Annotated in this window: 18 protein-coding genes; 1 reads left to right on the forward strand and 17 read right to left on the reverse strand. The window is 36.5% G+C overall.

What is annotated here, in order from left to right:
• Nucleotides 1-49: 49 nt before the first annotated feature.
• The 8 genes from EPJ89_RS01830 to EPJ89_RS01865 all read right to left on the reverse strand — a co-directional run bounded on the left by EPJ89_RS01830 (nucleotide 50) and on the right by EPJ89_RS01865 (nucleotide 8,493).
• The gene (locus EPJ89_RS01830) at nucleotides 50-529 is read right to left on the reverse strand and encodes a GNAT family N-acetyltransferase (protein ID WP_123171097.1); all 480 of its coding nucleotides are present in this window, start codon (nucleotides 527-529) and stop codon (nucleotides 50-52) included.
• 80 nt (nucleotides 530-609) lie between these two features.
• Complete coding sequence (locus EPJ89_RS01835; protein WP_123171096.1) at nucleotides 610-1,698, reverse strand: phosphotransferase enzyme family protein; 1,089 nt, start codon at nucleotides 1,696-1,698, stop codon at nucleotides 610-612.
• A 69-nt stretch (nucleotides 1,699-1,767) separates the two neighbouring features.
• Complete coding sequence (locus tag EPJ89_RS01840) at nucleotides 1,768-1,935, reverse strand: DUF6903 family protein (protein WP_164762396.1); 168 nt, start codon at nucleotides 1,933-1,935, stop codon at nucleotides 1,768-1,770.
• Nucleotides 1,907-4,093 carry a 1,3-beta-galactosyl-N-acetylhexosamine phosphorylase gene (gene gnpA, locus EPJ89_RS01845; RefSeq protein WP_123171095.1) on the reverse strand — a complete coding sequence of 729 codons (2,187 nt, stop codon included), beginning with the start codon at nucleotides 4,091-4,093 and terminating at the stop codon, nucleotides 1,907-1,909. Before gnpA ends, EPJ89_RS01840 begins: the two co-directional genes overlap by 29 nt.
• Before the next feature lie 9 nt (nucleotides 4,094-4,102).
• Nucleotides 4,103-4,984 carry a carbohydrate ABC transporter permease gene (locus EPJ89_RS01850; RefSeq protein WP_003774757.1) on the reverse strand — a complete coding sequence of 294 codons (882 nt, stop codon included), beginning with the start codon at nucleotides 4,982-4,984 and terminating at the stop codon, nucleotides 4,103-4,105.
• A gap of 8 nt (nucleotides 4,985-4,992) precedes the next feature.
• Nucleotides 4,993-5,889, reverse strand: a complete 897-nt coding sequence (locus EPJ89_RS01855) for a carbohydrate ABC transporter permease (RefSeq protein ID WP_200548865.1) — start codon at nucleotides 5,887-5,889, stop codon at nucleotides 4,993-4,995.
• Between the two features lie 86 nt (nucleotides 5,890-5,975).
• Nucleotides 5,976-7,292 carry a carbohydrate ABC transporter substrate-binding protein gene (locus EPJ89_RS01860; protein WP_200548866.1) on the reverse strand — a complete coding sequence of 439 codons (1,317 nt, stop codon included), beginning with the start codon at nucleotides 7,290-7,292 and terminating at the stop codon, nucleotides 5,976-5,978.
• A gap of 127 nt (nucleotides 7,293-7,419) precedes the next feature.
• Complete coding sequence (locus tag EPJ89_RS01865) at nucleotides 7,420-8,493, reverse strand: phosphotransferase enzyme family protein (protein ID WP_200548867.1); 1,074 nt, start codon at nucleotides 8,491-8,493, stop codon at nucleotides 7,420-7,422.
• A gap of 130 nt (nucleotides 8,494-8,623) precedes the next feature.
• Here EPJ89_RS01865 and EPJ89_RS01870 point away from each other — a divergent pair, with 130 nt between their 5' ends.
• Complete coding sequence (locus tag EPJ89_RS01870) at nucleotides 8,624-9,445, forward strand: helix-turn-helix transcriptional regulator (protein WP_200548868.1); 822 nt, start codon at nucleotides 8,624-8,626, stop codon at nucleotides 9,443-9,445.
• A gap of 246 nt (nucleotides 9,446-9,691) precedes the next feature.
• Here EPJ89_RS01870 and EPJ89_RS01875 read toward each other — a convergent pair whose 3' ends face one another.
• From EPJ89_RS01875 to EPJ89_RS01915, 9 genes are all read right to left on the reverse strand, one after another.
• Complete coding sequence (locus tag EPJ89_RS01875; RefSeq protein ID WP_244660785.1) at nucleotides 9,692-15,076, reverse strand: DUF1542 domain-containing protein; 5,385 nt, start codon at nucleotides 15,074-15,076, stop codon at nucleotides 9,692-9,694.
• A gap of 239 nt (nucleotides 15,077-15,315) precedes the next feature.
• A complete protein-coding gene (locus EPJ89_RS01880; RefSeq protein ID WP_003774745.1) occupies nucleotides 15,316-16,212 on the reverse strand; it encodes a LysR family transcriptional regulator in 897 nt (298 codons plus the stop codon).
• Between the two features lie 15 nt (nucleotides 16,213-16,227).
• Entirely contained in the window at nucleotides 16,228-17,283 is a 1,056-nt protein-coding gene (gene buk, locus EPJ89_RS01885; RefSeq protein ID WP_123171089.1) for a butyrate kinase, read from the reverse strand.
• Nucleotides 17,283-18,179: a phosphate acyltransferase gene (locus EPJ89_RS01890; RefSeq protein WP_123171088.1), complete on the reverse strand. Its 897-nt coding sequence runs from the start codon at nucleotides 18,177-18,179 to the stop codon at nucleotides 17,283-17,285. Before EPJ89_RS01890 ends, buk begins: the two co-directional genes overlap by 1 nt.
• A complete protein-coding gene (locus EPJ89_RS01895; RefSeq protein ID WP_244660786.1) occupies nucleotides 18,180-19,229 on the reverse strand; it encodes a PTS transporter subunit IIC in 1,050 nt (349 codons plus the stop codon).
• Between the two features lie 11 nt (nucleotides 19,230-19,240).
• Complete coding sequence (lpdA, locus tag EPJ89_RS01900; protein WP_200548869.1) at nucleotides 19,241-20,647, reverse strand: dihydrolipoyl dehydrogenase; 1,407 nt, start codon at nucleotides 20,645-20,647, stop codon at nucleotides 19,241-19,243.
• Nucleotides 20,648-20,650: 3 nt separating this feature from the next.
• Nucleotides 20,651-21,895, reverse strand: a complete 1,245-nt coding sequence (locus tag EPJ89_RS01905) for a dihydrolipoamide acetyltransferase family protein (protein ID WP_123171085.1) — start codon at nucleotides 21,893-21,895, stop codon at nucleotides 20,651-20,653.
• Between the two features lie 9 nt (nucleotides 21,896-21,904).
• Entirely contained in the window at nucleotides 21,905-22,885 is a 981-nt protein-coding gene (locus EPJ89_RS01910; RefSeq protein WP_123171084.1) for an alpha-ketoacid dehydrogenase subunit beta, read from the reverse strand.
• 1 nt (nucleotide 22,886) lies between these two features.
• Nucleotides 22,887-23,984, reverse strand: coding sequence for a thiamine pyrophosphate-dependent dehydrogenase E1 component subunit alpha (locus EPJ89_RS01915; protein ID WP_003774732.1), 1,098 nt, complete (start codon nucleotides 23,982-23,984; stop codon nucleotides 22,887-22,889).
• Nucleotides 23,985-23,993 lie beyond the last annotated feature (9 nt).

Here is a 23,993-nt window from a genome sequence, read left to right on the forward strand (position 1 = left end):
TGGCATAGCATGGTTGTATTCAAAAGTTCATAAAAAAAACGTTGAATCATCAACGTTTTACTTCATAAACCATACGTAAAGTTTTGAGTGGGTAACCGTACAGTGTATCTGGAATACATATTTTTTGGACAAATCCATATTTCTTATAAAATGACTCTGCGCTAACATTACCATTTTCTACATCAACATATGCTTGATTAATAGAATCTGGAACATTCTTCTCAATATATGAAAGTAATTCCGATCCTACACCTGCACGTTGATGTGTGGGGAGTACGTACAATGCAACAATATATAAATCATTGTCACGAATCTCATAGTTTCCAAATCCAACAATATAATCATCTTGAACTGCTACCACAAGCTTTGTCGTTTCAATTCGGCGCTCAAGGACTGTGGGCGAATAAGCATCTTCAATAAAACGATTAATAATATCCAGTGGGATTAAATCCTTATACGCTTCTTTCCATGTAATCGAAGCAATCAAACGAATTGCCTCTAAATCATCGGGCGTAGCCAATCGTATCATTATGTCACCTTCTTTTTATATAGTAAACATTGTAACCGATATCACCTAAAATTCATAGTTTTCAGTTAGAAGTTTCATAATTACACTTTTAGACGGTCCTCACTAATTTTTTTGAGCGTGTCCCATGAATTTTCCATCTCTCGCACTAATTTAAACTGTGTACGTGCCCTTACTAGATTGTGATCTGGATAATTTGTTTTGAAGTAAGTATCTCCATCAATATAATCTTTAAGAAAACGCAAGCCACATTCAAGTGTCATCATTTTGGCACCTTCTGGAAAGAGTTGTATTTCTAAATCAGACAAACTTCCATCAGCACCAGTAATGAAACCGTCCACATATGCCTCATAATAAGGGATGCTTAAGTGCACTTTCGACAGGTCTTTCTCATCCTCCAATGCAGTGCTTGCACCAAATCGAATCGAATCCCCAAAATCATCCAAAGAAAACCCTGGCATAACCGTATCTAAGTCCACAACACACAACACCTCATTTGAATCTCTATCCAGAAGAACATTATTAAGTTTCGTATCATTATGTGTTACCTTCAGTGGTAAAAGTCCTTGATTATAGTAATTCCATAAAGTTTCTGCAAAGTCTCGATATTTAAGCACGAATTTAATTTCTTCAGATACTAAATGTTTTCGACCTGATTTGTTTATTTCAATCGATTTAATGAAATCCTCGTATCGTTTGGGTGTATTGTGGAAATCTTGAATCGTCAGATTTAACGATTCAACCGGAAAATCTTCTAAATCTTTCTGGAACGATCCAAAGGCAACACCACTTCGATAAAAATCCTCACTATTTTCAACACGTTCTAATGATTTCGAATTTTCTATCAAATTATAAGCACGCCAAAAATCACCCATTTCACTCTTAAAAACATAATTATCATGAATTGTTGGTATGAGATTTAAAACCTCACGACTTGGATCACCACCACGTTTTATTACTTTTTGACGAATGTGTTTTGTTACTTTTTCAATATTGTCGATAAGTCCATTCGGGTCTAAAAATATTTCATGATTAATTCTCTGTAAAACATAGCTTCCCTGGGTGCAAACTACGCGATAAGTATCATTAATATGTCCATTTCCAAATGGAACAATTTCTTTTACATGTCCACTCAAACAAAATGCTTTAACTATTTCATTTATAGATTCCATATTTTATCCTTCTAAAGTCCTATTCTAGACCAAAATAACACCTGTCTCATCAGGTGTTATTTTAATACTCTAAAGAAAACGTTTATTATATCGATAGAGCAAATACAGTAACATTCCCAAACCAATAATCATCATGAATAATGATTGCATTGAAATGGTTTTTTGGAAATGAATTACCATCCAAATCCCCAAGATAAACACACCTACATTAATAAGACCATTCAACAGTTTCTTCATTGCGTTCACCCCACTTAATTTCCGATGGCTCAAGGGTTATCTCTTGCCCTTTACCTAAACCATCATAGAATATCGTTTTTTGCGTTTCATGCGTATTATTCAATAATGCTACTGATCGTGGATAAACATTCACTTCACAGTGTATATTGGAAGCGAAGTAACGTTTCATTTGATTTTCTTTATTCATCGCATAAAAAATTGATCGATATAGAATACGTGTGTTTTCAAAACTGTATGGAAGTCCTGAAAGATACACACCACGACCTCTGCCAAATGATTTAGCTGCGATGGTTACATTCTCATTATCCATCTTAATTATTTCAGTATCCGCAGTTCGAGCATACACATTATTTATAGCTTCCCCATAATTAAAGTCATTCTCAAGATCATGAGTAATAAAATGATCTGAAAGCACCTCTTTAAAATACTTATCGGTGGACAAGGTAAACCCGAGTTCCTTGTCTACACCTAGAACGTCATGAAGTTGGAAGAAATGTCCTCCTTTTTCAAAAGCACTCGGTTCCCCAACACCGATAAAACCATGTCCTTCGTAAACCCACTTTCGAATCATCGCTACAAATGCTGGATTACTCCAGACAACATCGCCTGAAAATGATGTTTTCGCATCCCCTGCATTAATGAGTACATCAATTTCACTTGGTATACCCGATTTAATCTCATCAAAACTTAAAAAACGAACATCCACATCCATACCACTGAGCGACTCTAAAATTCCAATATAAGAGTAAATTTGTTTATAGTGTAATGCATGCGCAACCATAAAGTTTTGCCAACTACGAAGAGATCCCCAAGCACTCATAATTCCAATTGTTGCTTTAGTCATCGGTTTTACATCTTCTATTTTATCAATGATTCCTCTAAATTCATCAGCAGTTTTAGCAATATAATCGACAAACTTAGGAAATTTATAAGCAAGGCTTGGATATCCTCCGTAACCAATACGATTAAGCGGACTTCTCATTAATGCCCGACGTGCAGATATCCAATTGTCATTTGCTTCTTTTAAAATTGCATCATCATTGCCCTCAAAGAATGTATCAGGGAAGAAATACGGTAAAAAACGTCCTTCCGTATATTTTACATGAGGAATATCGGAAATAAGTCGAAGCGTCATCCCACCGCCAACACTCCCCACTACTGCATCCAGTCCTATTGTATGGAAATACGCTCCATACGGTTCAACCCCAATCCAGTTATCACCTAAAAACATCATGGCTTCTTTACCGTATGAATGCACCAAATCAACCATTGCTTTAGCTTGCTGAGCGACAAATTGTTGTTGGAAATCAATATAATCTTTATATGTTTGAGTTGGCATGCAGAATGTCGAATTATAATATCCATTTTGGATAAAGTCTTCAGCGGTGAGACGATAGCCTTTCGCTTTTTCAAACGCCTCTAAAGCACGGGGAGAAACACTCGATCCATATCCAAACCAGTCCACGAATTTTTCTTTTCGTTGATCATTAAAGCACAAAGTAAAGTGATAGTAAAACGTCGTAAAACGAATCACATCGGTTTTGGGATTGGTTTCTAGAAAGTCTTTCAGTGTGTCCAACATAAATTTTTGAGAGTGTGGTTGTCGAACATCGAAAGGAATCTCTTTCTCACGATCTTTCCAGTCGTTTGTGATGTAGTTGTACATTTGAGTTGGATCCCAAATCATATAAGAAAGAAAATTAACGGTATACTCATGGAACGGCTCAGTATCCTTTATCACGACAACATCACGTTTTGAATCAACCTCCCATTTCGAAACATCAACCACTTCATTACGTGTTCGATCAATAACTTGCCACCAAACTTTAGGATCATGATCATAGTCTGGAGTAAGTTGTTCACGCAGATATCCTGTCATAAATGGAATTTCAAGTTCTGTTTTGATAGCAAGATGGTAATCACTCATCAAGAAAATCTGTTGCGCCTCCGTTATATGTTGTAGCGCAAATTCATTTTGACCTCGGGCTACAAAATACGTTGTATAGATTTTCGCATCAAGATTTTTTAAATCTTTATCCAATTTGGTTCCATCACTATCACGCAAGGCATCTGCACCCCAACGCTCCATTAAATCCTTGGTTTCTTCAAGGAAGTTGTTTTCACTTGGGAGTGTTACACGGCCTTTATTCTTTTTCATATTAATCTCCTAGTCTTTAACACCACCCAAGGTCATCCCTTGAGTGAGCTTGCTTTGTACAAATATATATAAGATAAGTGTTGGTAACATTACAATTACCAACCCCGCATAAAGCGGTCCAGGGTTTGCAGCCCCTCTTGCTGCCTGTTGTAAGTTTATTAATCCAACAGGTAATGTTTTTTGAGCACCTGGCATTAAGGTTAATGCAATAATATACTCATTCCAAAATGATAAAAAATTAAAGAGAATCACCGTTACAATACTTGGTTTTGCCATTGGAATCATAATTTTTGTCATCGTTTGAAAGTACGTACATCCATCAATTGATGCTGCTTCTTCAAATGCCTTCGGTAGTGTTTTAAAATATCCGGATAACAGATAAACCGTAAATGGAAGTGCAGTGGCTGCATAAACTACTGCTAACATGAATCGATTGTTTATAAATAAACTCATATTTAAAAGTGATTTACTGCTTTCATTCCACTTTAAAAGCATTAAGAATATGGGTATCACAATATAGTTTACGTTAATAAATAGGCCGGCCATAAACAAACCATTAATTTGTTTCTTAAATTTAAAATCAAATCGCGCTAAGACATAGGCCGCTGGTAGTGCCGTAATCAAAAGAAGAACGATTCCTAAAACCGTTACATAAACAGAATTAAGGAAGTAGTCACCCATCTTAGCTTCTTTAAATGCAACCACAAAGTTATTGAAGTTCGGATTCTGCGGGAATTTCCATGGATTCATAAAAAACTCTGATGGTTCTTTAAGTGATGCCAGAAATACCCAACCGATTGGTACGATTATGGAAATGGTTAATGCGATTAGGACAACATAAATAAATAACTTATATGCTTTTTCAGCACTCATGCTCTTATGTTTTTTCATAGATCCTCCTACATTTGGATTGGATCACGCTCTGTAATCTTATTTACAATTGCAGATAGTGCAAAGGAAAATAAGAAAATCATGACCCCAATCGCCATTCCATATCCATACGAAGCATTATCGTATGCTTGTTTGTATAAATAACTCAAGAATACTTCACTGGATCCACCAGGTCCACCACTTGTAAGTACCTTTACAAATAAGAAACTCATGTTAATAGTACTAATAATAAAGAACGTTAGTGTAGTCCGTAGATTCGACCATATTAATGGTAGTGTGATTTGGAAGAATTGACGGGTTCGGGATGCCCCTTCAATTTTCGTAGACTCATACAAATGCTCTGGAATACTGCTAATACTTGCCATATACATTACCATGTAATAACCAATCGCTTGCCATATCATTGCCCCTGCTACCGCATACAAGACAATATTTGGATCACCTAGAAATTGAATGTTTTTCCATGTTTCCGGTTTAAATATTCGAATAACACTATTCAACAAACCACCTTGATCGACAGCATAGATTTGTGCGAAGATTGCGGAAATAATTGCTACGGATAGAATGTTAGGAATATAGAAGATAACTCTAAAGAATCCTTTTCCTTTTACATTTTCACGCACAAGAATGTTCGCAAACACAACTGCAAATCCAAACGTCACAATTGTCACAATGACAATGAGTAAGATGGAATTTTGAACTGCTTGAATAAATTTTAGATCTTGGAATAATATCTTAAAGTTATTTAATCCTACAAAGGTTTTAGTACTGGATAATCCACCCCATTTAAAAAGCGACATCATAAAGATATTTATCGTCGGATAAACCATAAAGATTCCAATTAGTACGAGTGCTGGGGTTAAGCATCCAATTACAAACCGTCTTTTTGCCTTTTTCTTATTCATATTCCCACTCCATTTCAAGGCTTCTTAATAGAAGAGCGATAACACGTATGTCATCGCTCCTTAAACATCAAATACTTTATTGTTAATTATTGATATTTTGAAACTGCATCAAGAACTTCTTGATACCATTGATCTGCTGTTTTTTGGCCCGATACAATGTCATTAACGGTTCCGTATAAGATTCCATCACCAGATGTTAAATCAACACCTTCTACTGGATCTTTCGCTGCAAATCCAACGGATGAAGCAATAACACCACGACCATAAATGGCATAGAAATCTTTTGTTTGTTGATCAGTAATCAAGTCCGATGAACCTTTAACCGGTTGAATTGCATTTCCATTATTCGCAAAGAGTTCAACGGCTTTATCAGAATAAACAAAGGTTAAGAATTCTTTTGCTAAGTCCACATTCTTCGCACCTTCTGGAATATACATTTCTTCCGCAAAGGTGGTTGCATAAGTAGCATCACCCTTTGTACGAACGGGCGCTGTTGTTAAGCCCCACTTAAATCCTTCAGCACGAGGTGCTTTTTCCATTTCTCCTGCTAACCAGGTACCGTTTGGAATAAAGAGTGCTTTACTATCTAAGATTAGTTGTTGGTTCTTCGTAAATCCTTCGCCGTTCGCTTGAGCAACAGTATCCGGATGTGTATATGTTAGAAGTTTTCCAACTAAATCAAAGGTCTCTTTAACTTGTGGATCTTTCCATGTTTCAAGATCATAATTCATAAGTTTTTCAAATTTTTCAGGACCTACCATATTATTTAAGACTGATGAGAAAAATGCATCAAAATATCCTGTTGTTGGATAGGTAAATAATGCGATGTCTTCCGCTTTCGCAAGATCCCCTAAAGCAAACATTTCTTCCCATGTTTCTGGAACGGTCCATCCTTTTTCTGTAAATAACGTTTGGTTATAGAAGAGTCCTGTTGGAGCATAAAATACAGGTGCTAGATAGGTCTTTCCATCTCCATATGGACTTGTACGCATCGTGTTTTGAACACCGACATTAATTTTGTCCTTTAGTTTTACGGATTCTCCAAACACATTCATATCCATAATATCGGAAATATCCATAATTTTCTTTTCCGAAATCATTGTATCTGTAAGTTTACCTTCTGAACCAATCGCAAGGTAAATCACATCGGGAACATCCCCTGATTGAATTTGTGGACGTAGTACTTCTGCGATGTTTTTTTCAAGTACTAATTCTACTTTAGTACCGTCACCTTTTGCTTCTTCAAAAGCTTCCACAACTTTCTTAAAGCCTTCAGTACCGTATCCGCTGTTTAATCCCGCTACTTTTAAAACTTTATCCTCATTGGATGTAGCATCTTTTTTTTCTCCACATCCGGTTAGGATAAGCAATGCAGTAAGGCAAATTACTAACATTTTTTTCATTTAAAGTTCCTCCCTGATACTCTTATTATAGATTAATGTAAGCGTTTAATCTTTCATGATATTGTTCTTAACTTATGATATCTTGCTGTTTATAAATTTTTTATGATTTTTCATAGTTTGATTTATATTATAAGCAATATGCACTCGCGATGGCTTGCATATCCGTCCATGAATCTTCCATATCACTTACCAATTTAAGCTGTGTTCGTGTTCGAGCTAAGTTATGCATTGAATCCGTCGTTTTGAAGTAAACGTCCCCTTCAAGATAATCTGTTAAAAAACGCATACCACATTCTAAGGTCATCATTTTCGCTCCTACCGGAAACAGTTCTATTTCTAAATTCGTTAGACTTCCGTTAGCTCCTTCAACAAAACCCTCTACATAAGCACGGTATAGATCGAGATCAAAGTGAACCTTGCTTAAATCACGTTCATCTTCAAGTGCTGTGGAGGCCCCAAATCGAATCGAATCCCCAAAGTCATCTAAGGCAAATCCTGGCATAACGGTATCCAAATCAATGACACAAACTCCCTCACCACTATCCGCATCTAATAAAACATTATTCAGCTTTGTGTCATTATGGGTAACTTTTAGTTTCAATGAACCCTTATCATATAAATCCCATAGTGTATTCATAAACGATTCTCGTTCTAAGATAAACTGAATCTCGGCTTCACACGTACGGCTACGATTCATCACATCGTTACTTACTGCTTTTTTAAACTGCTCGAATCGTCTAGGTGTATGATGAAAATTTTCGATTGTACTGTGCAATGATGACACAGGAAAGTCTGATAACATATATTGAAAATTTCCAAATGCACGACCACTTTCATAAAAATCTTTCACTTCTAAAACAAGATCATACGAAATAGTATTTTGTATAAAACGATACACACGCCAGTAGTTACCACCTTCATCCACTGCATAATCACTTTGGTCTAATGTAGGTATTAACGTAAGCGATTCTCTTGAGGAATCCCCTCCTTGTTTATTTATTTTATCTTGAATAAATCGTGTCACCCGACCTATATTCTCCATCAACAACTCTGGTTTCTTGAATACATGTGTATTAATTCTTTGCAAAATATACACATCGTTTAGTATCTCAACCCGATAAGTGTCATTTATATGCCCATTTCCATAGAGCTCACAACTTACAATGTCCCCATCCAGTTGAAATTGATTCAGTATTTTCATAACATACCTCCTATGTCATTATTATGACAATACATAAGGAATTAAAGCAATCGTGATATTGTTACTATCTTATAATATCTTGTTTAATTTCTAAATAAATAATATACTTTAATTACTGTAGGGGGTTCTTATGGAAACGAAACATGATCTCACAAAACGTCTTAACCGACTAAAATTACTCTATATCGATAGTTCGCGCTTTGATTCAGATTGGCATTCAACGCTTCACTCTCATCCGTTTGCAGAGTTGATGTATGTTGTACGGGGAAGCGGATACTTTCGCTTTGCAGACAACCTTAAACTCCCCATACAAGCTGATGACCTAATCATCATTAATCCAAATGTTTTGCACACGGAATGCAGTGACGCTGAAGGTGGATTAGAATATATCGTTTTAGGGATTGATGGTGTCGAATTCTACACTGAACAAAATGCACACCCTGGCGTTTCAATCCATAATTACGAAGATTACAAACACGAAATTCTTTTTTATATTAAGGCTATTTTGGAGGCTGGCAAAACACACGATGAAATGTCTGAACTTATTGTGGAAAACCTTCTTCGTGTATTAGTTTTAAATACAATGCGTCGAACTACATCACTTTTGGATGTTGAAACATCAACTGGAGGCGAAAACAAAGATTGTATCTTTTTAGAACATTACCTCAATCTTCATTATCGTGAAAACATTACGCTTGATCATCTTGCATCACTGACGTTTCTGAACAAATTTTATCTATCACATATCTTCAAAGAACAAACCGGACTCTCTCCAATTGATTATCTCTTACGAAAACGTATGATTGAGGCTAAAAAGCTGCTTGTAAATACCGACTTATCCATTACACAAATATCAGATATTGTTGGTTTTCGATCTCCGTCCTATTTCTCGCAATTTTTTAAAAATGTGGAATGTATGTCTCCAAGTTCATTCCGTAACAAACACAAATAACTTTTACCAATACTAATTCGTGGTTTTCTAATAATAGGAATGTCATCTCAACCAAATTAATAAAGGATTTAATATATCGTTAAATATATATTAGCCTACCTTCCTTAAAATTAATATGTATAAAAAAGAACCTCAATCCAAATTCTGGAACTGGCGCGCTAACCTAGTTCTTTGGGTTTATGAGGTTCTTTTTTATGTTCAATGAAAAACTATAATTATTAATAAACGTAATAAGTTTTTACATAGTTATTTTTTAAAAAAATACTTTTTTCGATCAAATAAAGTGAAAGCCAAACCAAATATAGCTATTAGAGCTCCTATAGCAGGTGTATGGGAATCATTTACACCTAAAGGTCCGAGATCACTCTCTTTTTTATTTAGTGATTCAAGCACTTTATGCATATCTTTTATTGAATTTTGAACATATCGTTCGATTTCATAAAGATAATCACTGGAATCTATACTTTGGTAGCCTTTTTTGAGAATTGAGTCAATCATTGCCTTAGCTTTATCTTTTGCTTCTTGGGAAAGTCCCGGAAGTGCATCAATCGCTTTTTTCGTTTCATCAGCTTTTGTTTCTAAATCTTTTTTCGCTTTATTCTTTGCATCTTGTAATGTGCTTTGATCTACAATATCTTTCACCGCAGTATCCGTTGTATTTTTTGCATTTTCAACATCTTTTGGTGTCGAACCCTGATCAATTGCATCTTTACCATCTTTTGTTTTTTGATCAATCTCATCTTTAGCTTTTTGCTTTTCATCATCCGTTAAGTTTGGTAACTTATCGATTTCTTTTTTAGCATCCTCAGCTTTTTTATCGAGATCATCTTTCGCTTTATTTTTTGTATCAAGAAGTTTGTTGTCGTCAACAATGTCGTTGATTCCTTTATCCGTCGTATCAATCACTTTGTCAATTTCTTTTGGATCGTTTGACTGATCAATCGCATCTTTTCCATCTTGATTTTTTTGATCAATATCATCTTTGGCTTTTTGCTTTTCATCATCTGTTAAGTTAGGTAACTTATCAATTTCTTTCTTAGCATCTTCAGCTTTTTTGTCTAAATCAGATTTAGAATCTTCTTTTTTCTTATCTAAATTTTCATTATTTTTTGCTTCATATTTTTGTTCAATTGCATCTAATTCATCAATTCCTGTTTTTAAATTTTCAGGAACATCAGTAATCACAGTTGTGTCTTCAATACGCTTAATTGCATCCGTAAGTGTTTTATTAATTTCATCATTTGCTTCTTTGCGTTGTTGATTTGAAAGTGACGGTTTATCTGCAATTTGTTTTCGAACTTCATCCGCTTTAGCTTTTAAATCGGCAACGGCTTTAATTTTGGCATCATCAAGTTCTGCTTTTACCACAACATTTCCTATATCTGTTTTACCTTGATTGTAAATTGTGTTGATATCTGAAGGTGTTGTTGCTTTATCAAGTTCTTTTGAAGCATCATTGACCGTTTGGTCAATAACTTTCTTCGCTTTGTCTTTGTCAGCTTGTGATAAGTTTTCAAGTTTATCGATTGTTTCTTTAGCTTTCTCAGCTTCAGCATTTAAATTTGCTTTTTTATCATCTTTAAGTTTTTCAAGTGACTCGAAATTTTCTTTAATGAGTGCATCTTTAATTGCGTCCATCTCTGTTTTTGTTTCGGAAACAACTTTATTAACATCTTCGATAGACTTACCTGTTTCAATATTTTCAAGTCCATTATTTAGAGCGTTATCGATCTCACCTTTGGCTTTATCTTTAATTTCTTGAGAAAGACCAGGAAGTGCATCAATCGCGTTTTTCGTTTCATCAGCTTTCGCTTCTAAATCTTTTTTCGCTTTATTTTTTGCATCTTGTAATGTGCTTTGATCTACAATGTCTTTCACCGCAGTATCTGTTGTGTTTTTTGCATCTTCAACATCTTTTGGTGTTGTACCTTGATCAATTGCATCTTTACCTTCTTTTGTTTTTTGATCAACATCATCTTTAGCTTTTTGCTTTTCATCTTCTGTTAAGTTTGGCAACTTATCAATTTCTTTCTTAGCATCTTCATCTTTTTTATCGAGGTCATTTTTTGCTTTGTTTTTTGTATCAAGAAGTTTGTTGTCCTCAACAATATCGTTGATTCCTTTATCCGTCGTATCAATCACTTTGTCAATTTCTTTTGGATCGTTTGACTGATCAATCGCATCTTTTCCATCTTGATTTTTTTGATCAATATCATCTTTGGCTTTTTGCTTTTCATCATCTGTTAAGTTAGGTAACTTATCAATTTCTTTCTTAGCATCTTCAGCTTTCTTGTCTAAATCAGATTTAGAATCTTCTTTTTTCTTATCTAAATTTTCATTATTTTTTGCTTCATATTTTTGTTCAATTGCATCTAATTCATCAATTCCTGTTTTTAAGTTGTCAGGAACTTCGTTAATAACCGTTGTATCTTCAATACGTTTAATTGCTTCTGCAAGTGTCTTATTAATTTCATCATTTGCATCGCTACGTTGTTGATCTGATAATGCCGGTTTATCAGCAATGAGTTTACAAACTTCTTCAGCTTTATCATTTAAATCTTTAATTGCTTTTGTTTTCGCATCATCAAGTTCTGCTTTTATAACAACATTTCCAATATCAGTTTTACCTTGATTGTAAATTGTATTGATATCTGAAGGTGTTGTTGCTTTATCAAGTTCTTTTGATGTGTCACTGACCGTTTCATCAATCAATTTTTTGGCATCATCTTTTTCGGTCTGTGATAAGTTTTCGAGTTTATCGATTACCTCTTTGGCTTTTTTCGCTTCAGCATCAAGATGTGATTTTTTATCGTTAATTGATGCATCGATACTATCATTATTTTCCTTAGTAATCGCATCTTTTATTGCATCCATCTCCGTTTTTGTTTCGGAAACAGCATTATTAACATCTTCTACACTCTTACCCGATGCAATATTTTCAATTCCTTTATTTAGAGCGTCATCAATTTCACCCTTAGCTTTATCTTTTGCTTCTTGGGAAACTCCAGGTAGTGCATCAATCGCGTTTTTCGTTTCATCAGCTTTCGCTTCTAAATCTTTTTTCGCTTTATTTTTTGCATCCAGCAAGTTACTTTGATCTACAGTTTCTTTTACCGATGTATCAGTCGTGTTTTTTGCATCTTCGACATCTTTGGGTGTCGTGCCTTGATCAATTGCATCTTTACCATCTTTTGTTTTTTGATCAATCGCATCTTTAGCTTTTTGCTTTTCATCTTCTGTTAAGTTTGGTAACGTATCAATTTCTTTCTTAGCATCTTCAGCTTTTTTATCAAGTTCTGTTTTTAAATTTTCCTTTTGATTATTAAATTTATCAGAATTTATTTGTTCATACTTGACCAATAGCGCATCAAGCTCGTCCATACCTATTTGTAGATTTTCAGGTAAAACATTAACATCTTGAGTTTGATTAATACGTTGTATAGATTGTTCTAACGTTTGATTTATTTCATTATTTGCGGCATTTTTATCATCATCTGTTAATGATTCCATCGAATTAATCGCATCACGGACTGCTTCAGATTTCTTCTGTAATACATTAATTGCATCAATTTTAGCATCAGCAAGTTCTGTTTTTATAACAACTTTATCAATAATACCTTTTCCTTGGTTATAAATCGAATCAATATCTGAAGGTGTTGTTGCTTTATCCAGTTCATTTGAAGCTTCTGTAACCGCTCTATCTATTGCTTTCTTCGCGTCATCTTTTTCAGTTTGTGATACATTTTCAAGTTTATCGATTGTTTCTTTCGCTTTCTCTGCTTCAGCGTTCAAGATGGCTTTTTTATCATTGATTAGTGCATTAATGGTATCATCGTTTTCTTTAATGATTGCATCTTTTATTGCATTCATCTCAGTTTTTGTATCCGTTACTACTTGATTAATAACATCAACAGATTCGCCGGATTCTACCCCTTCAAGCCCTTTATTCAACGCATTTTCAATTTCACCTTTGGCTTTATCTTTAGCCTCTTGGGAAATTCCAGGTAGTGCATCAATCGATTTTTTCGTTTCATCAGCTTTCGCTTCTAAATCTTTTTTCGCTTTATTTTTAGCATCCTGTAAGACACTTTGATCAACAGTTTCTTTTACCGATGTATCGGTCGTGTTTTTTGCATCTTCGACATCTTTGGGTGTCGTGCTTTGATCAATTGCATCTTTACCATCTTTTGTTTTTTGATCAATCGCATCTTTAGCTTTTTGCTTTTCATCTTCTGTTAAGTTTGGTAACGCATCAATTTCTTTCTTAGCATCTTCAGCTTTTTTATCAAGTTCCGATTTTGATTCGTTTTTACGATCTACAAGGCTTACATCGCTAATAATTTTATCAATATTTCCTGAAGAAGTATCCTTTGCATCCGTAGCATCTTCACGCGTTTTCGCATCATCGATGACCTTCTTAACATTCTCTAATTCTTTTTGAATTGCTTCAATTTTTTCTTGCTTTTCAGACTCTGGTACATTTTTTAAGTCTTCAATTTCTTTGATTGCGTCGTTTGCTTTCTTTTCAAGTTCTTCTTTTAGAACTGGTTTTAACACTTGTAAATCATAAACACGTTCAACTTCCTTTAAATCATTGTTTAGTTTCTCTTTAAGTCCGGGACTTGAAACTTCTTCAATTCTTTTTTTGAGTTCGTCAATTGTATCTTGAGTTACGTCTCCTTTTAAAACCTTTTCATCAAAATTTTCGTAAGTATCCTTAATCGACGCTTCGATACTTTTAGCTTGATCTAACAATGTTTGTGCTTTATTAAGTAATCCATTTACATATTCTTTGACATCTTCGGCATATGGATTGTCTGACGCTGTAATCTTAGAACGAATTGCATCAATGTTTTTTTGTATCTCAGCAGTATCTTTACCGACAAGTTCTTTAAATTCACTGTCATTAAACAATGCATGAGCTTCTTCTTGAATTAAATAATCATCCTTCAGGAAAAATCCCATACGATGTATTTCTAAATGTGTATCTTGCTTTGCGTTTGCAAAATGACGTAACGAAACCGTGACATTTCCATCGCCTGTTGGTGTAAAAGGAAGACTCACAATCATCATCTTATTACCAACACTGTATTTTTGCGAAGCAAGTACATTTGGACCCGAAGTTCGATCGCCAGGATATATATTTAAAACCCCGTCATTATTACCATTAGAACTTTTTATTTCCGCTCTAAAATAATACTCACGGTTAGCTTGTAGTTTCATGGTCTGTCCAAACAACATAAATGCGGCGGCTGCATTTGATGATGATTCTGATGTTCTATATGATTTAGATTTAAACGTGGATGTATCCGAATTATTTTGAGTCCCCACGAGATAGTTAGGCATACCGATATCCCTAAATCCATTTTTTGAGGTTTTACTTATTGTACCTCTTTTTTCACCAGAAAGTATATTATTTGTCGAACTGATAACCCAATTCGGTATTGATGTATCACTTGGGCCATATCTCAAATAAGGATTTTGGAGTTTATTCCCTCTAAAAGGAAACAGTTCTTCCTGTTCATTTGCTGAAACTGTATAGAATCCGTTCTTTGAAAAACTTGTAATCAAAAGCACTAATACGATTAAAATCATAAGTACTCGATTGATGACTAATTTGGCATATTTCATTTTTTACCTCTTTTCCTTTTAATAAAAAAAATCTATTGCATCAAATCATTATATGTTTCAATACGCACTCACCATAACATATTTTTTCACTCCTTCATTGAAAGATAGTTGAAATCGGTTATTTTACTAAGTTTTATGAGTAAATCTCTTCATTCATAGCGAAAAATCCCACTATTAAAGCCCGACTTTCATGATTAAAGAACAAATCCCAACTTATTACTAAGATTGGGATTATATTTTTAATGATTCACCATCAGTTCTTCATATAAATTTTGAAATATTGCATACTCATCCACGTTTGTTTTATCGTAATTAATTACAAGTTGTAGATGAAAACGACTGATCTCGTCATCCAACTCAATCCACTCCACATCATCACGTGCAATGATATGTTGGAGATCTACTGGAAGAATTGTAACAGAACCATATGCAGCGACATGTTCCAATACTACTTCCCAGTTATCATTACGATAATTGATTGCAGGTATAAACCCGAGTTCTTTGCAACGACGCGGTACTTCTTGACCAATTGCATAAGCATCTGAGACTAGTGCAAAAGATTCCGTCATAATATCTCGAAGCGTTAGGCGTTCACGGTTAGCAAGCGGATGATCTTTAGCGACCACCACACCAACATCATAGTAATACCCTTCCAAACGCTTTGCATTTTCTTCAAGTTTTGAGTAGTAAATAGGTTCTGAAATTAAAGCAGCATCCAATTTATCTTGGATGAGCATGTCTTGAATTTCCTTAGAACCACGTTGCACAAAATTTAATTCTACTTGTGGATATTTGCCGACATATCCTTGGAATTGATCCATATAGTTGATGGAAGAAAGGATGGTAAGTCCAAATCGAATTTTACGGCGGATGCGTTGTGCTTCAGACTTCATTAATCGATCCAAGCGATTGAGATGTGCAACAACATCTTTCGCACCATCGTAAAACACTTGGCCGCTTTCCGTTACACTGACTCCGGTTTGAGTACGCTCTATGAGCTGAGTCTCAAGTTTTGCTTCCAGTTGTTTGATGTTCCAACTGAGGGCAGGTTGTGTCATGTGTAAGGTTTTTGCGGCAGCAGTAAAACTCCCTGCTTCAATAACAGCAATAAAGTATTTCAACTCTCTAATTTCCATAGTTACCTCTTAATTCTATTCGAAATAATGAGTGGTTTCGAGTTTATGAAATGCTCTTAATCCTCCCGAAGCAAGTGCTTCAAGTTCAAATTCTCCCGGATATATCGCAACCGGTGCAATAAACGATACACGTTCTTCAATCCAATTCATCATTCGATTCGAACGTGCAAATCCCCCACTGATCACGATACTATCAACCTTGCCTTCAAGAACAGTACTTAGCGTACCGATACTTTTCGCAATTTGATAAGCCATTGCTTCTAAAACGAGCGCTGCTTCATCATGACCCTCTTCAATCATTGCTTCGACACTTCGGACATCGTTGGTCTCAAAATATGAGATAAGACCACCTTGATGACGGGTTAGTTTTGTAACCGCTTCCTTGTCATTATTATAGCATAGATTCATAAAGGGGCGTAAGGGTAAACCACCACTTCGTTCAGGTGAAAAGGCACCTTCATCATCACCAACTAGATCAATCATACGACCTTGTTTGTGTGCTGTGACAGTAATACCACTTCCAGCATGGACAACAATCATGTTGAGTTTGTTATAAGGAGTTTGAAGGGATTTCGCGTGTTCTATGGCAACAGCACGCGAATTTAACATGTGTCCAATGCTTTTTCGTTCAATACCCTTTAACCCGGATATACGCGCTATCGGATCCATTTGATCGACGGAGATCGGATCGTAAATATACGCCGTACAGTTTTCTGCTTGATCTACAAATTTCTGAGCGATCGAAGCACCGAGGTTTGCGGGGTGAATGACTTCGGCTTTATGTAAGAGATAATCAATGAGTGTGTCTGTAACTGCAATTGCTCCAGCTTCAACGGGTGGTAAAATACCACCACGACCCACTGCAATTTCTATTTTTTTAGGATCAAAACCATGTTCAACCAATGCATCATAAATTGAAGCATAACGATCTTCCAATTGATCCTCTAATTTGTGATAACCTTCTACTTTTTCTAAAGGTATTTTTAGGTCGTCACGCATTAATTCTTCTTCGTCATTAAATAACGCGAATTTTGTTGAGCTCGCTCCAGGATTGATGGCTAGAATATACATTATAAGTCTCCTTTCGCAATCGAACACGCAAGTAAGATTGAGTTGATTTTTTCATCACGATTTGAACCGCGAGATGTAAGGATTATTGGTACTTTCGCACCTTGAATTACACCCGCCATCTTTCCATCGGTGAATAGTGTTCCAACTTTACCCAAAATATTTCCACTTATAATATCTGGGGTAATAAGAATGTTGGCATCACCTTGGATACGACCATCCCATTTTTTAATCTCTGCGGCATGTTTCGATACTGCAAGATCTAAAGATATCGGTCCTTCCACAATTGCATGTTCCCATTCACGTTGACTTAAGGTTTCTGAATCAACGGAAGATTGAATATGAGGATTCGTATGCTCTGCAGCATCCAACAATGCTACTTTAGGTTCTTCAATCCCTAAAGCATGAGCAAGTTGAATACTGTTTTCGATGATTCCTATCTTTTGATCAAAATTAGGCGTTGGGATCATGCCCCCATCACTCATAATATACATTGTTTCTTTGAATGGGATTTCCACAAGCGCAACATGTGACAGCACTTTTTGCTCGCGAATCCCTGTTTCGCGTTTTACAACCGCGGATAATAAATCGCTGGTTTGAATTAAACCTTTCATGATGAGATCAACTTCTCCTGCTTTCGCAAGTGCAACTGCTTTTTGAGCGGCTTCACGAGGTTTGTCACAATGAATAATTTCATAATTCACCGCAAGATTGTTTTCACGAATTACGTCTTGAATTGCTTCTTTGTTTCCCAGAAGAATTGGTTTTATATACCCACGTTCTTCCATATCGATAACTGCTTCGAGCGTATTCACTTCATCCGCACATACAAGCGCAAGACGCTTTTGCGTCATGCGTTCTCGTACTAAACGTGCCTCCAATTCTACAAAATTTTTCATTTATTGTACCTCAATATGATAATCATCCACTGCGACAATCGGTTTTACTTCCGTAAAGACTTTTCTAAATACAATCGCAAGTCCAATCGGCATTACCATAAAAGCAAGCACGGCATTGAGGATGTTACCTAAAGTCCATCCACCTGCAAGGTTAATCGCATTGATGGGTCCAATAAGTCCACTAATCCCAAAACCTGCTGACATTGGAGTTCCTTGTTGGTTAAGTAAAACAACCACAATAGCACTTAAGGCGGCATTACATAAAACTGGAATCATAATCTTCGGTTTTTTCATAACATTAGGCATTGCCATTTTTGGCGAACCTAACATTAAAGCAATTTTTGTTCCAAGTTCATTCGATTTCCAACCTGTAATCGCAAGTCCAAATGCAGCTGCACAGATTCCCACATTAGCTGCTGCTGATCCGACACCGGATAAGTTAACTGCGAGTGCTATCCCAACTGTAGAGAGTGGGGATACAATCATCATCGCAAAGATCATGGATACAAGTATCGACATGAGAAGCGGTTGAAGTTGAAGAAGGTTACTGATTAAATGTGCCATAGCACCGGTAATCATCTGTACATATGGAAGTGTAATCATTCCTAAACCACCTGCAACAATTAATACTAAAGTTGGTGTTAATAACATGGCATAAGCTTTAAATTTGTCTGCAACCGCAAGAATTAAGATAACCGCAAACGTAGCAGTAAGAGCCATATTAATGATGTCACCACTGCCTTTAAGCATAAACGTTCCATCTTCCGCAAGTTTCCATCCACCGGAGGCAAATGCGGTTGCCATTCCTACGGATGCGGTTTGAATCGGTGTAAACTTAAACATCATCGAAACAGCCACACCAATTACAACACCCATTAAAATCATTCCAAACGATGTTGCCGTTAAAACAAATTGACCTTGTGGAAAAATGGGTAAGAGTGCTTTAAAAATCTCATTAAGCAAGGCACCTGGAATCAACACAACAACAGATCCAATAGCCACCCCATTTAGTATCTTCATTCCGAATCCTTTATCAAATATTTTTTTCATCATGTCCCTTTCTAGAGATGGATGGGATAACCCAGAGCCAATTCTGCTGTATCCATTATCATTTCCGATAAACTCGGATGTGTATGAATAATTAACGATACATCCTCAACCGTTAATTGGGATTCAATCGCCATGGTAAGTTCCGCAAGTAACTCACTTGCTTGTGCTCCTACAATTTCAGCCCCTAAAATAAATCCTGTTTCAGTTTCTACTGTAAGACGAACAAATCCTTGAGTATCATTCATGGATAATGCACGACCATTTGCGGCGTAAGGAAATTTAAATGCTTTCGCTTGAATGCCTTGAGCTTTTGCTTCTGTCGCATTCATCCCCACAACTGCAATTTCAGGATTGGTATAACTTACTGATGGAATTACGGTATAGTCAAATCCAGCTGTTTGTCCGGCAATAACTTCCGCAACCACTTTCGCTTCGTAGCTTGCTTTGTGTGCAAGCGCAGGACCCGGGATAATATCACCGATAGCATAAATATGAGCCACGTTAGTAAGTCCTTGATCGTTTACTTCAAGAAGTCCACGTTCTCCAACTGTGACCCCTGCATACTCAAGTCCTAAATCATCTGTATTGGGTCTACGACCAACCGTTACCAAGACATATTCGGATTGATGTGTAACGCACTTACCATCTTGACTGTAAGTGATTGTTACGGCATCATTTTCAACTTTAGCCGATTCAGCCTTCACATTCGTATGGATTGTGACATTTTTTTGTTTAAATTGATCCACAACATGTGCACTTAAATCTTTTTCGAAGAGTGGTAAAATATTCGGTGCCCCTTCAAGGATCGTAACTTCAGTTCCTAAATTTGCGAATACACCGGCAAGTTCACAGCCAATATAACCACCACCGACGATGGTTAATGATTTTGGTACTTCATCAAGATTTAGCGCTCCTGTAGAGTCTAAAATTCGTTTCCCAAACTTAAAACCTGGAATTTCAATCGGTCTACTTCCTGTAGCAATGATGACATCTTTAAACGAAAATGTTTGAACATCCATGTCATTTACAACACGAATTTTATCTTCGGACATAAAGTGTGCTTCACCCTTAACAATTTCTACTTTATTTTTCTTTAGGAGTGCACCGATGCCTGAAGTCAAAGTCTTCACGACTTCCTTGTCTTTCCAAGCTTTAGCTTGTTTCATATCAAAACTTGTTTTACCATAGCTTAAACCAAATGGTGTTTTTGTTTGTGTCTTTGCATATTCACTGCTTGCATGGATCATAGCTTTTGAAGGAATACATCCAACATTAAGACATGCGCCACCTATTTCATCACGTTCGATGATAGTAACTTTTTTTCCAAGTTGAGCAGCACGGATGGCTGCGACATAGCCACCCGGTCCACTTCCAATAACAATGACATCTGCCTGTTTCGCGAAATCTCCAACTACCATTTCTTACCCCTCCAATACAAGCTTATTAGGGTCGCTTAGAACTTTTTTAAGTTCATCTAAAGCATGCTGTGCTTCAACACCATCAATAATACGGTGATCGAAGGTAAAGGATAGTTTCATAAATGGTGCGATTGCGACAGTCATGTCTTCCGTAACATACGGTTCCATTTCGATCTTCGCTGTTCCTAAAATTCCCACTTCAGGAGCATTAATAATTGGTGTTGAATAAACACCGTCGGCTGACATTCCACCAACATTTGTGATTGTGAATGAACCATCACGCATTGCATCCATTGGTAGTTTTCCTTCTTGAGCTAAACGTGCATTTGTTTCTATTTCTTTTGAAATCTCAAAGAGATTTTTTGTATCTGCATTTTTAATGTTTGGTACATAGAGTCCTGCGTCGGTATTCGTTGCGACACCGATATTAATCGCGTCACGGTAGATGATTTCACCTTTTTCCGCATCAACCATTGCATTAAAGATTGGATATTTCTTCAACATCGTGACGGCTGCTTTCACAAAATATGCTGTATACGTTAAACGTGCACCTTCTGCTTTCGCATAGTCTTTATACATATCACGGTGTTCCACCAACTTCGATACATTAATATTCGTAAAGACCGTAACACGTGGGATGGATGATGTGGAATGAACCATTGCTTGCATTGTTGCTTTACGCATTGGTGTCATTTTTTCACGACGTAAGCCATCTGTACCCACTGTTTGTACCGGAGCTTTCACAACTTCTTTTGGTGTTGTTACTTCTGGTGCTACCTCTGCAACGACTTCCCCAGTAAAGTTATCAATATCTTCTTTTGTAACCGTATTATGTTTTCCTGTTGGTGTTACAAGAGCAATATCAATCCCTTTTTCTCGTGCATATTTACGAACAGATGGAATTGCGCGTGCTTTCCCTTGACTAACAACAGGAGCCACTTTGGTTTCCACTTCCGTTTTTTCAACACTTGGTGTTTCTTCTTGTTTCGCATCTTTAGGTAAATCTGAAGCATCCACTTCAATTTCAACGAGAGTATCTCCAACTTTTGCTACAACCCCTGCTTCTACAAGAACTTTTTTTATGGTTCCCTTTACAGGTGATGGTACTTCGATTGTTGTTTTATCATTTTGGACTTCAAAGAGTGGATCATCTGTTTTGATGACATCCCCCTCTTTAACATGCCAAAGTAAAATTTCACTTTCGGTGATTCCTTCACCGAGATCGGGTAAATTAAATTTATAATTCATGAGTTCCTCCTAATATTCTTGAACTAATTTACGTGCTGATGTAACGATATCCTGTGCATTGGGTAACCAAATTTGCTCAATTTGTGGCAATGGATATGTTGTATCCGGTGCTGTTACACGTGATACAGGTGCTACAAGGTCTAAGAAGAAACGTTCACTGATTTCAGACATAACATGACTTGCTACCCCTGCAATACGTTGCGCTTCTTGAACAACCAATACACGTCCTGTTTTTGAAACAGATGTTCCGATTGTTTCCATATCTAAAGGTGCAATAGTACGAAGGTCTACAACTTCAACACTGATGCCTTCTTCCGCAAGGATATCCGCAGCTTTACGCGCTTCCACCACCATTGCTCCATATGAAACAATCGAGATATCTGTTCCTTCACGAACGATATTTGCTTTATCAAGCGGTACTTCATAAATCCCTTCAGGTACTTCTACCTTCTCACCACGATACAATTTCAAGTGTTCAAGGAACAACACTGGGTCATTACTTTTAATGGATGAAATTAAAAGTCCTTTCGCATCATAAGGATTTGATGGAACCACAACACGCATTCCTGGCATTTGCGCAATCATCCCCTCATAACTATCTGAGTGAATTTCAGGCGTTGCAACACCACCACCGTAAGGACTACGAATCGTAATCGGTGCAAATAATTGACCTTCAGTACGGTAACGCATACGAGCCATTTGGTTAGTAATGGAGTCAATCGCTTCTGTAATAAATCCAAAGAATTGAATTTCAGGTAGCGGTCTAAACCCTTCAACACCTAAACCAATTGAGAGTCCCAAGATTCCTGACTCCGCAAGCGGTGTATCAAAGACACGGTCTTCCCCAAATTTTGCTTGAAGACCATCGGTAGCACGGAAAACCCCTCCGTTTTTCCCAACATCTTCTCCAAAAATTAAAACCTTTTCATCATGTTCAAGCATTACTTCAAGTCCATCAGTAATTGCTTCTACCATATTTTTAACAGCCATCTTATGCGTTCTCCTTTTCTACATAAAGATCATATTGTTCTTTAATTGAAGGTGGCATTACTTCATACATATTTGCCAAGTATTCTGATATTTTTTGTTTTGGAAGTTTACGTGATGCATCCAATGCATCTTTAACTTCAATTTGTGTTTTCTCAATAATTGCTGCTTCTTGTTCTTCAGACCAAAGTCCTTTTTCCGTTAAGAATTTACGCATACGGATCAATTGATCCTTCGGTAACCATGAATCTACAAGTTCGTTTTCACGGTAACGACGTGGATCATCACTTAATGTATGAGGTCCATAACGGAATGTTAAGAACTCAAGAAGTACGGGTCCATTTCCTGCTACTGCATACTCACGTGCTGCTTTCGTTGCCGCATAAACTGCGAAAGGATCCATACCATCTACAAAGAGATGTGCAATTCCAACCCCAATCCCTTTTTGAGAGAGTGTTGCGGATTTTGTTTGGAAACTACGAGGTACTGAAATACCAAATCCATTATTTTGAGCGATAAAGATAACGGGTGCATCATAAACACCTGCAAAGTTTAATCCCTCATAGAAGTCCCCTTGTGATGTTCCTCCATCACCAATATAAGTCATTGCGACATTTTCTTTTTTGTTTTTCTTAAGCCCTAAACCAACTCCTGCGGCTTGGATAATTTGTGCTCCAATAATAACTTGAGGTGGAAATGCTTTGATTGAATGATCGTATGCGAATCCATCTGTATGACCGTTGTACCAGTTCATCGCTTGACGTGTTTCAATTCCATGACGAATCAATGGTGGCACATCACGATATGTTGGTAATAACCAGTCTCCCTCTTGTAATGCGTATTGACTGATTAGTTGTGCTGCTTCTTGTCCTTCAGTTGGTGGTAGGTTTCCGATAATTCCTTGTCGGCTCAGGATGCTTACACGATTGTTGTATTCACGTCCCCAAACCATAACCTCCATCATTTCAACCATCTGTTCATCAGTTAACTCTGGAAAGTAATCTTTATTGACGATTTTCCCGTTCTCGTCCATAATTTGGAACAACTTCGGCTCCGTATTGGTTTCCTTTAGAATCTTCTTGTAATCTATTACTTTTGTCATATTGTGCCC

Origin of the sequence: Erysipelothrix sp. strain 2 (EsS2-6-Brazil) (genome assembly GCF_016617625.1) — a bacterium.
GTDB lineage: Bacteria > Bacillota_I > Bacilli_A > Erysipelotrichales > Erysipelotrichaceae > Erysipelothrix > Erysipelothrix piscisicarius.

Bases quoted from the DNA above. Each gene is read 5' to 3' on its own strand.
- EPJ89_RS01855 (WP_200548865.1), bottom strand. From the start codon at position 5,889: ATGAATAAGAAAAAGGCAAAAAGACGGTTTGTAATTGGATGCTTAACC.
- gnpA (WP_123171095.1), bottom strand. From the start codon at position 4,093: ATGAAAAAGAATAAAGGCCGTGTAACACTCCCAAGTGAAAACAACTTC.
- EPJ89_RS01910 (WP_123171084.1), bottom strand. From the start codon at position 22,885: ATGGCTGTTAAAAATATGGTAGAAGCAATTACTGATGGACTTGAAGTA.
- EPJ89_RS01835 (WP_123171096.1), bottom strand. From the start codon at position 1,698: ATGGAATCTATAAATGAAATAGTTAAAGCATTTTGTTTGAGTGGACAT.
- lpdA (WP_200548869.1), bottom strand. From the start codon at position 20,647: ATGGTAGTTGGAGATTTCGCGAAACAGGCAGATGTCATTGTTATTGGA.
- EPJ89_RS01915 (WP_003774732.1), bottom strand. From the start codon at position 23,984: ATGACAAAAGTAATAGATTACAAGAAGATTCTAAAGGAAACCAATACG.
- EPJ89_RS01895 (WP_244660786.1), bottom strand. From the start codon at position 19,229: ATGAAAAAAATATTTGATAAAGGATTCGGAATGAAGATACTAAATGGG.
- EPJ89_RS01865 (WP_200548867.1), bottom strand. From the start codon at position 8,493: ATGAAAATACTGAATCAATTTCAACTGGATGGGGACATTGTAAGTTGT.
- EPJ89_RS01875 (WP_244660785.1), bottom strand. From the start codon at position 15,076: ATGAAATATGCCAAATTAGTCATCAATCGAGTACTTATGATTTTAATC.
- EPJ89_RS01905 (WP_123171085.1), bottom strand. From the start codon at position 21,895: ATGAATTATAAATTTAATTTACCCGATCTCGGTGAAGGAATCACCGAA.
- EPJ89_RS01840 (WP_164762396.1), bottom strand. From the start codon at position 1,935: ATGAAGAAACTGTTGAATGGTCTTATTAATGTAGGTGTGTTTATCTTG.
- buk (WP_123171089.1), bottom strand. From the start codon at position 17,283: ATGTATATTCTAGCCATCAATCCTGGAGCGAGCTCAACAAAATTCGCG.
- EPJ89_RS01880 (WP_003774745.1), bottom strand. From the start codon at position 16,212: ATGGAAATTAGAGAGTTGAAATACTTTATTGCTGTTATTGAAGCAGGG.
- EPJ89_RS01890 (WP_123171088.1), bottom strand. From the start codon at position 18,179: ATGAAAAATTTTGTAGAATTGGAGGCACGTTTAGTACGAGAACGCATG.
- EPJ89_RS01860 (WP_200548866.1), bottom strand. From the start codon at position 7,292: ATGAAAAAAATGTTAGTAATTTGCCTTACTGCATTGCTTATCCTAACC.
- EPJ89_RS01830 (WP_123171097.1), bottom strand. From the start codon at position 529: ATGATACGATTGGCTACGCCCGATGATTTAGAGGCAATTCGTTTGATT.
- EPJ89_RS01850 (WP_003774757.1), bottom strand. From the start codon at position 4,984: ATGAAAAAACATAAGAGCATGAGTGCTGAAAAAGCATATAAGTTATTT.
- EPJ89_RS01870 (WP_200548868.1), top strand. From the start codon at position 8,624: ATGGAAACGAAACATGATCTCACAAAACGTCTTAACCGACTAAAATTA.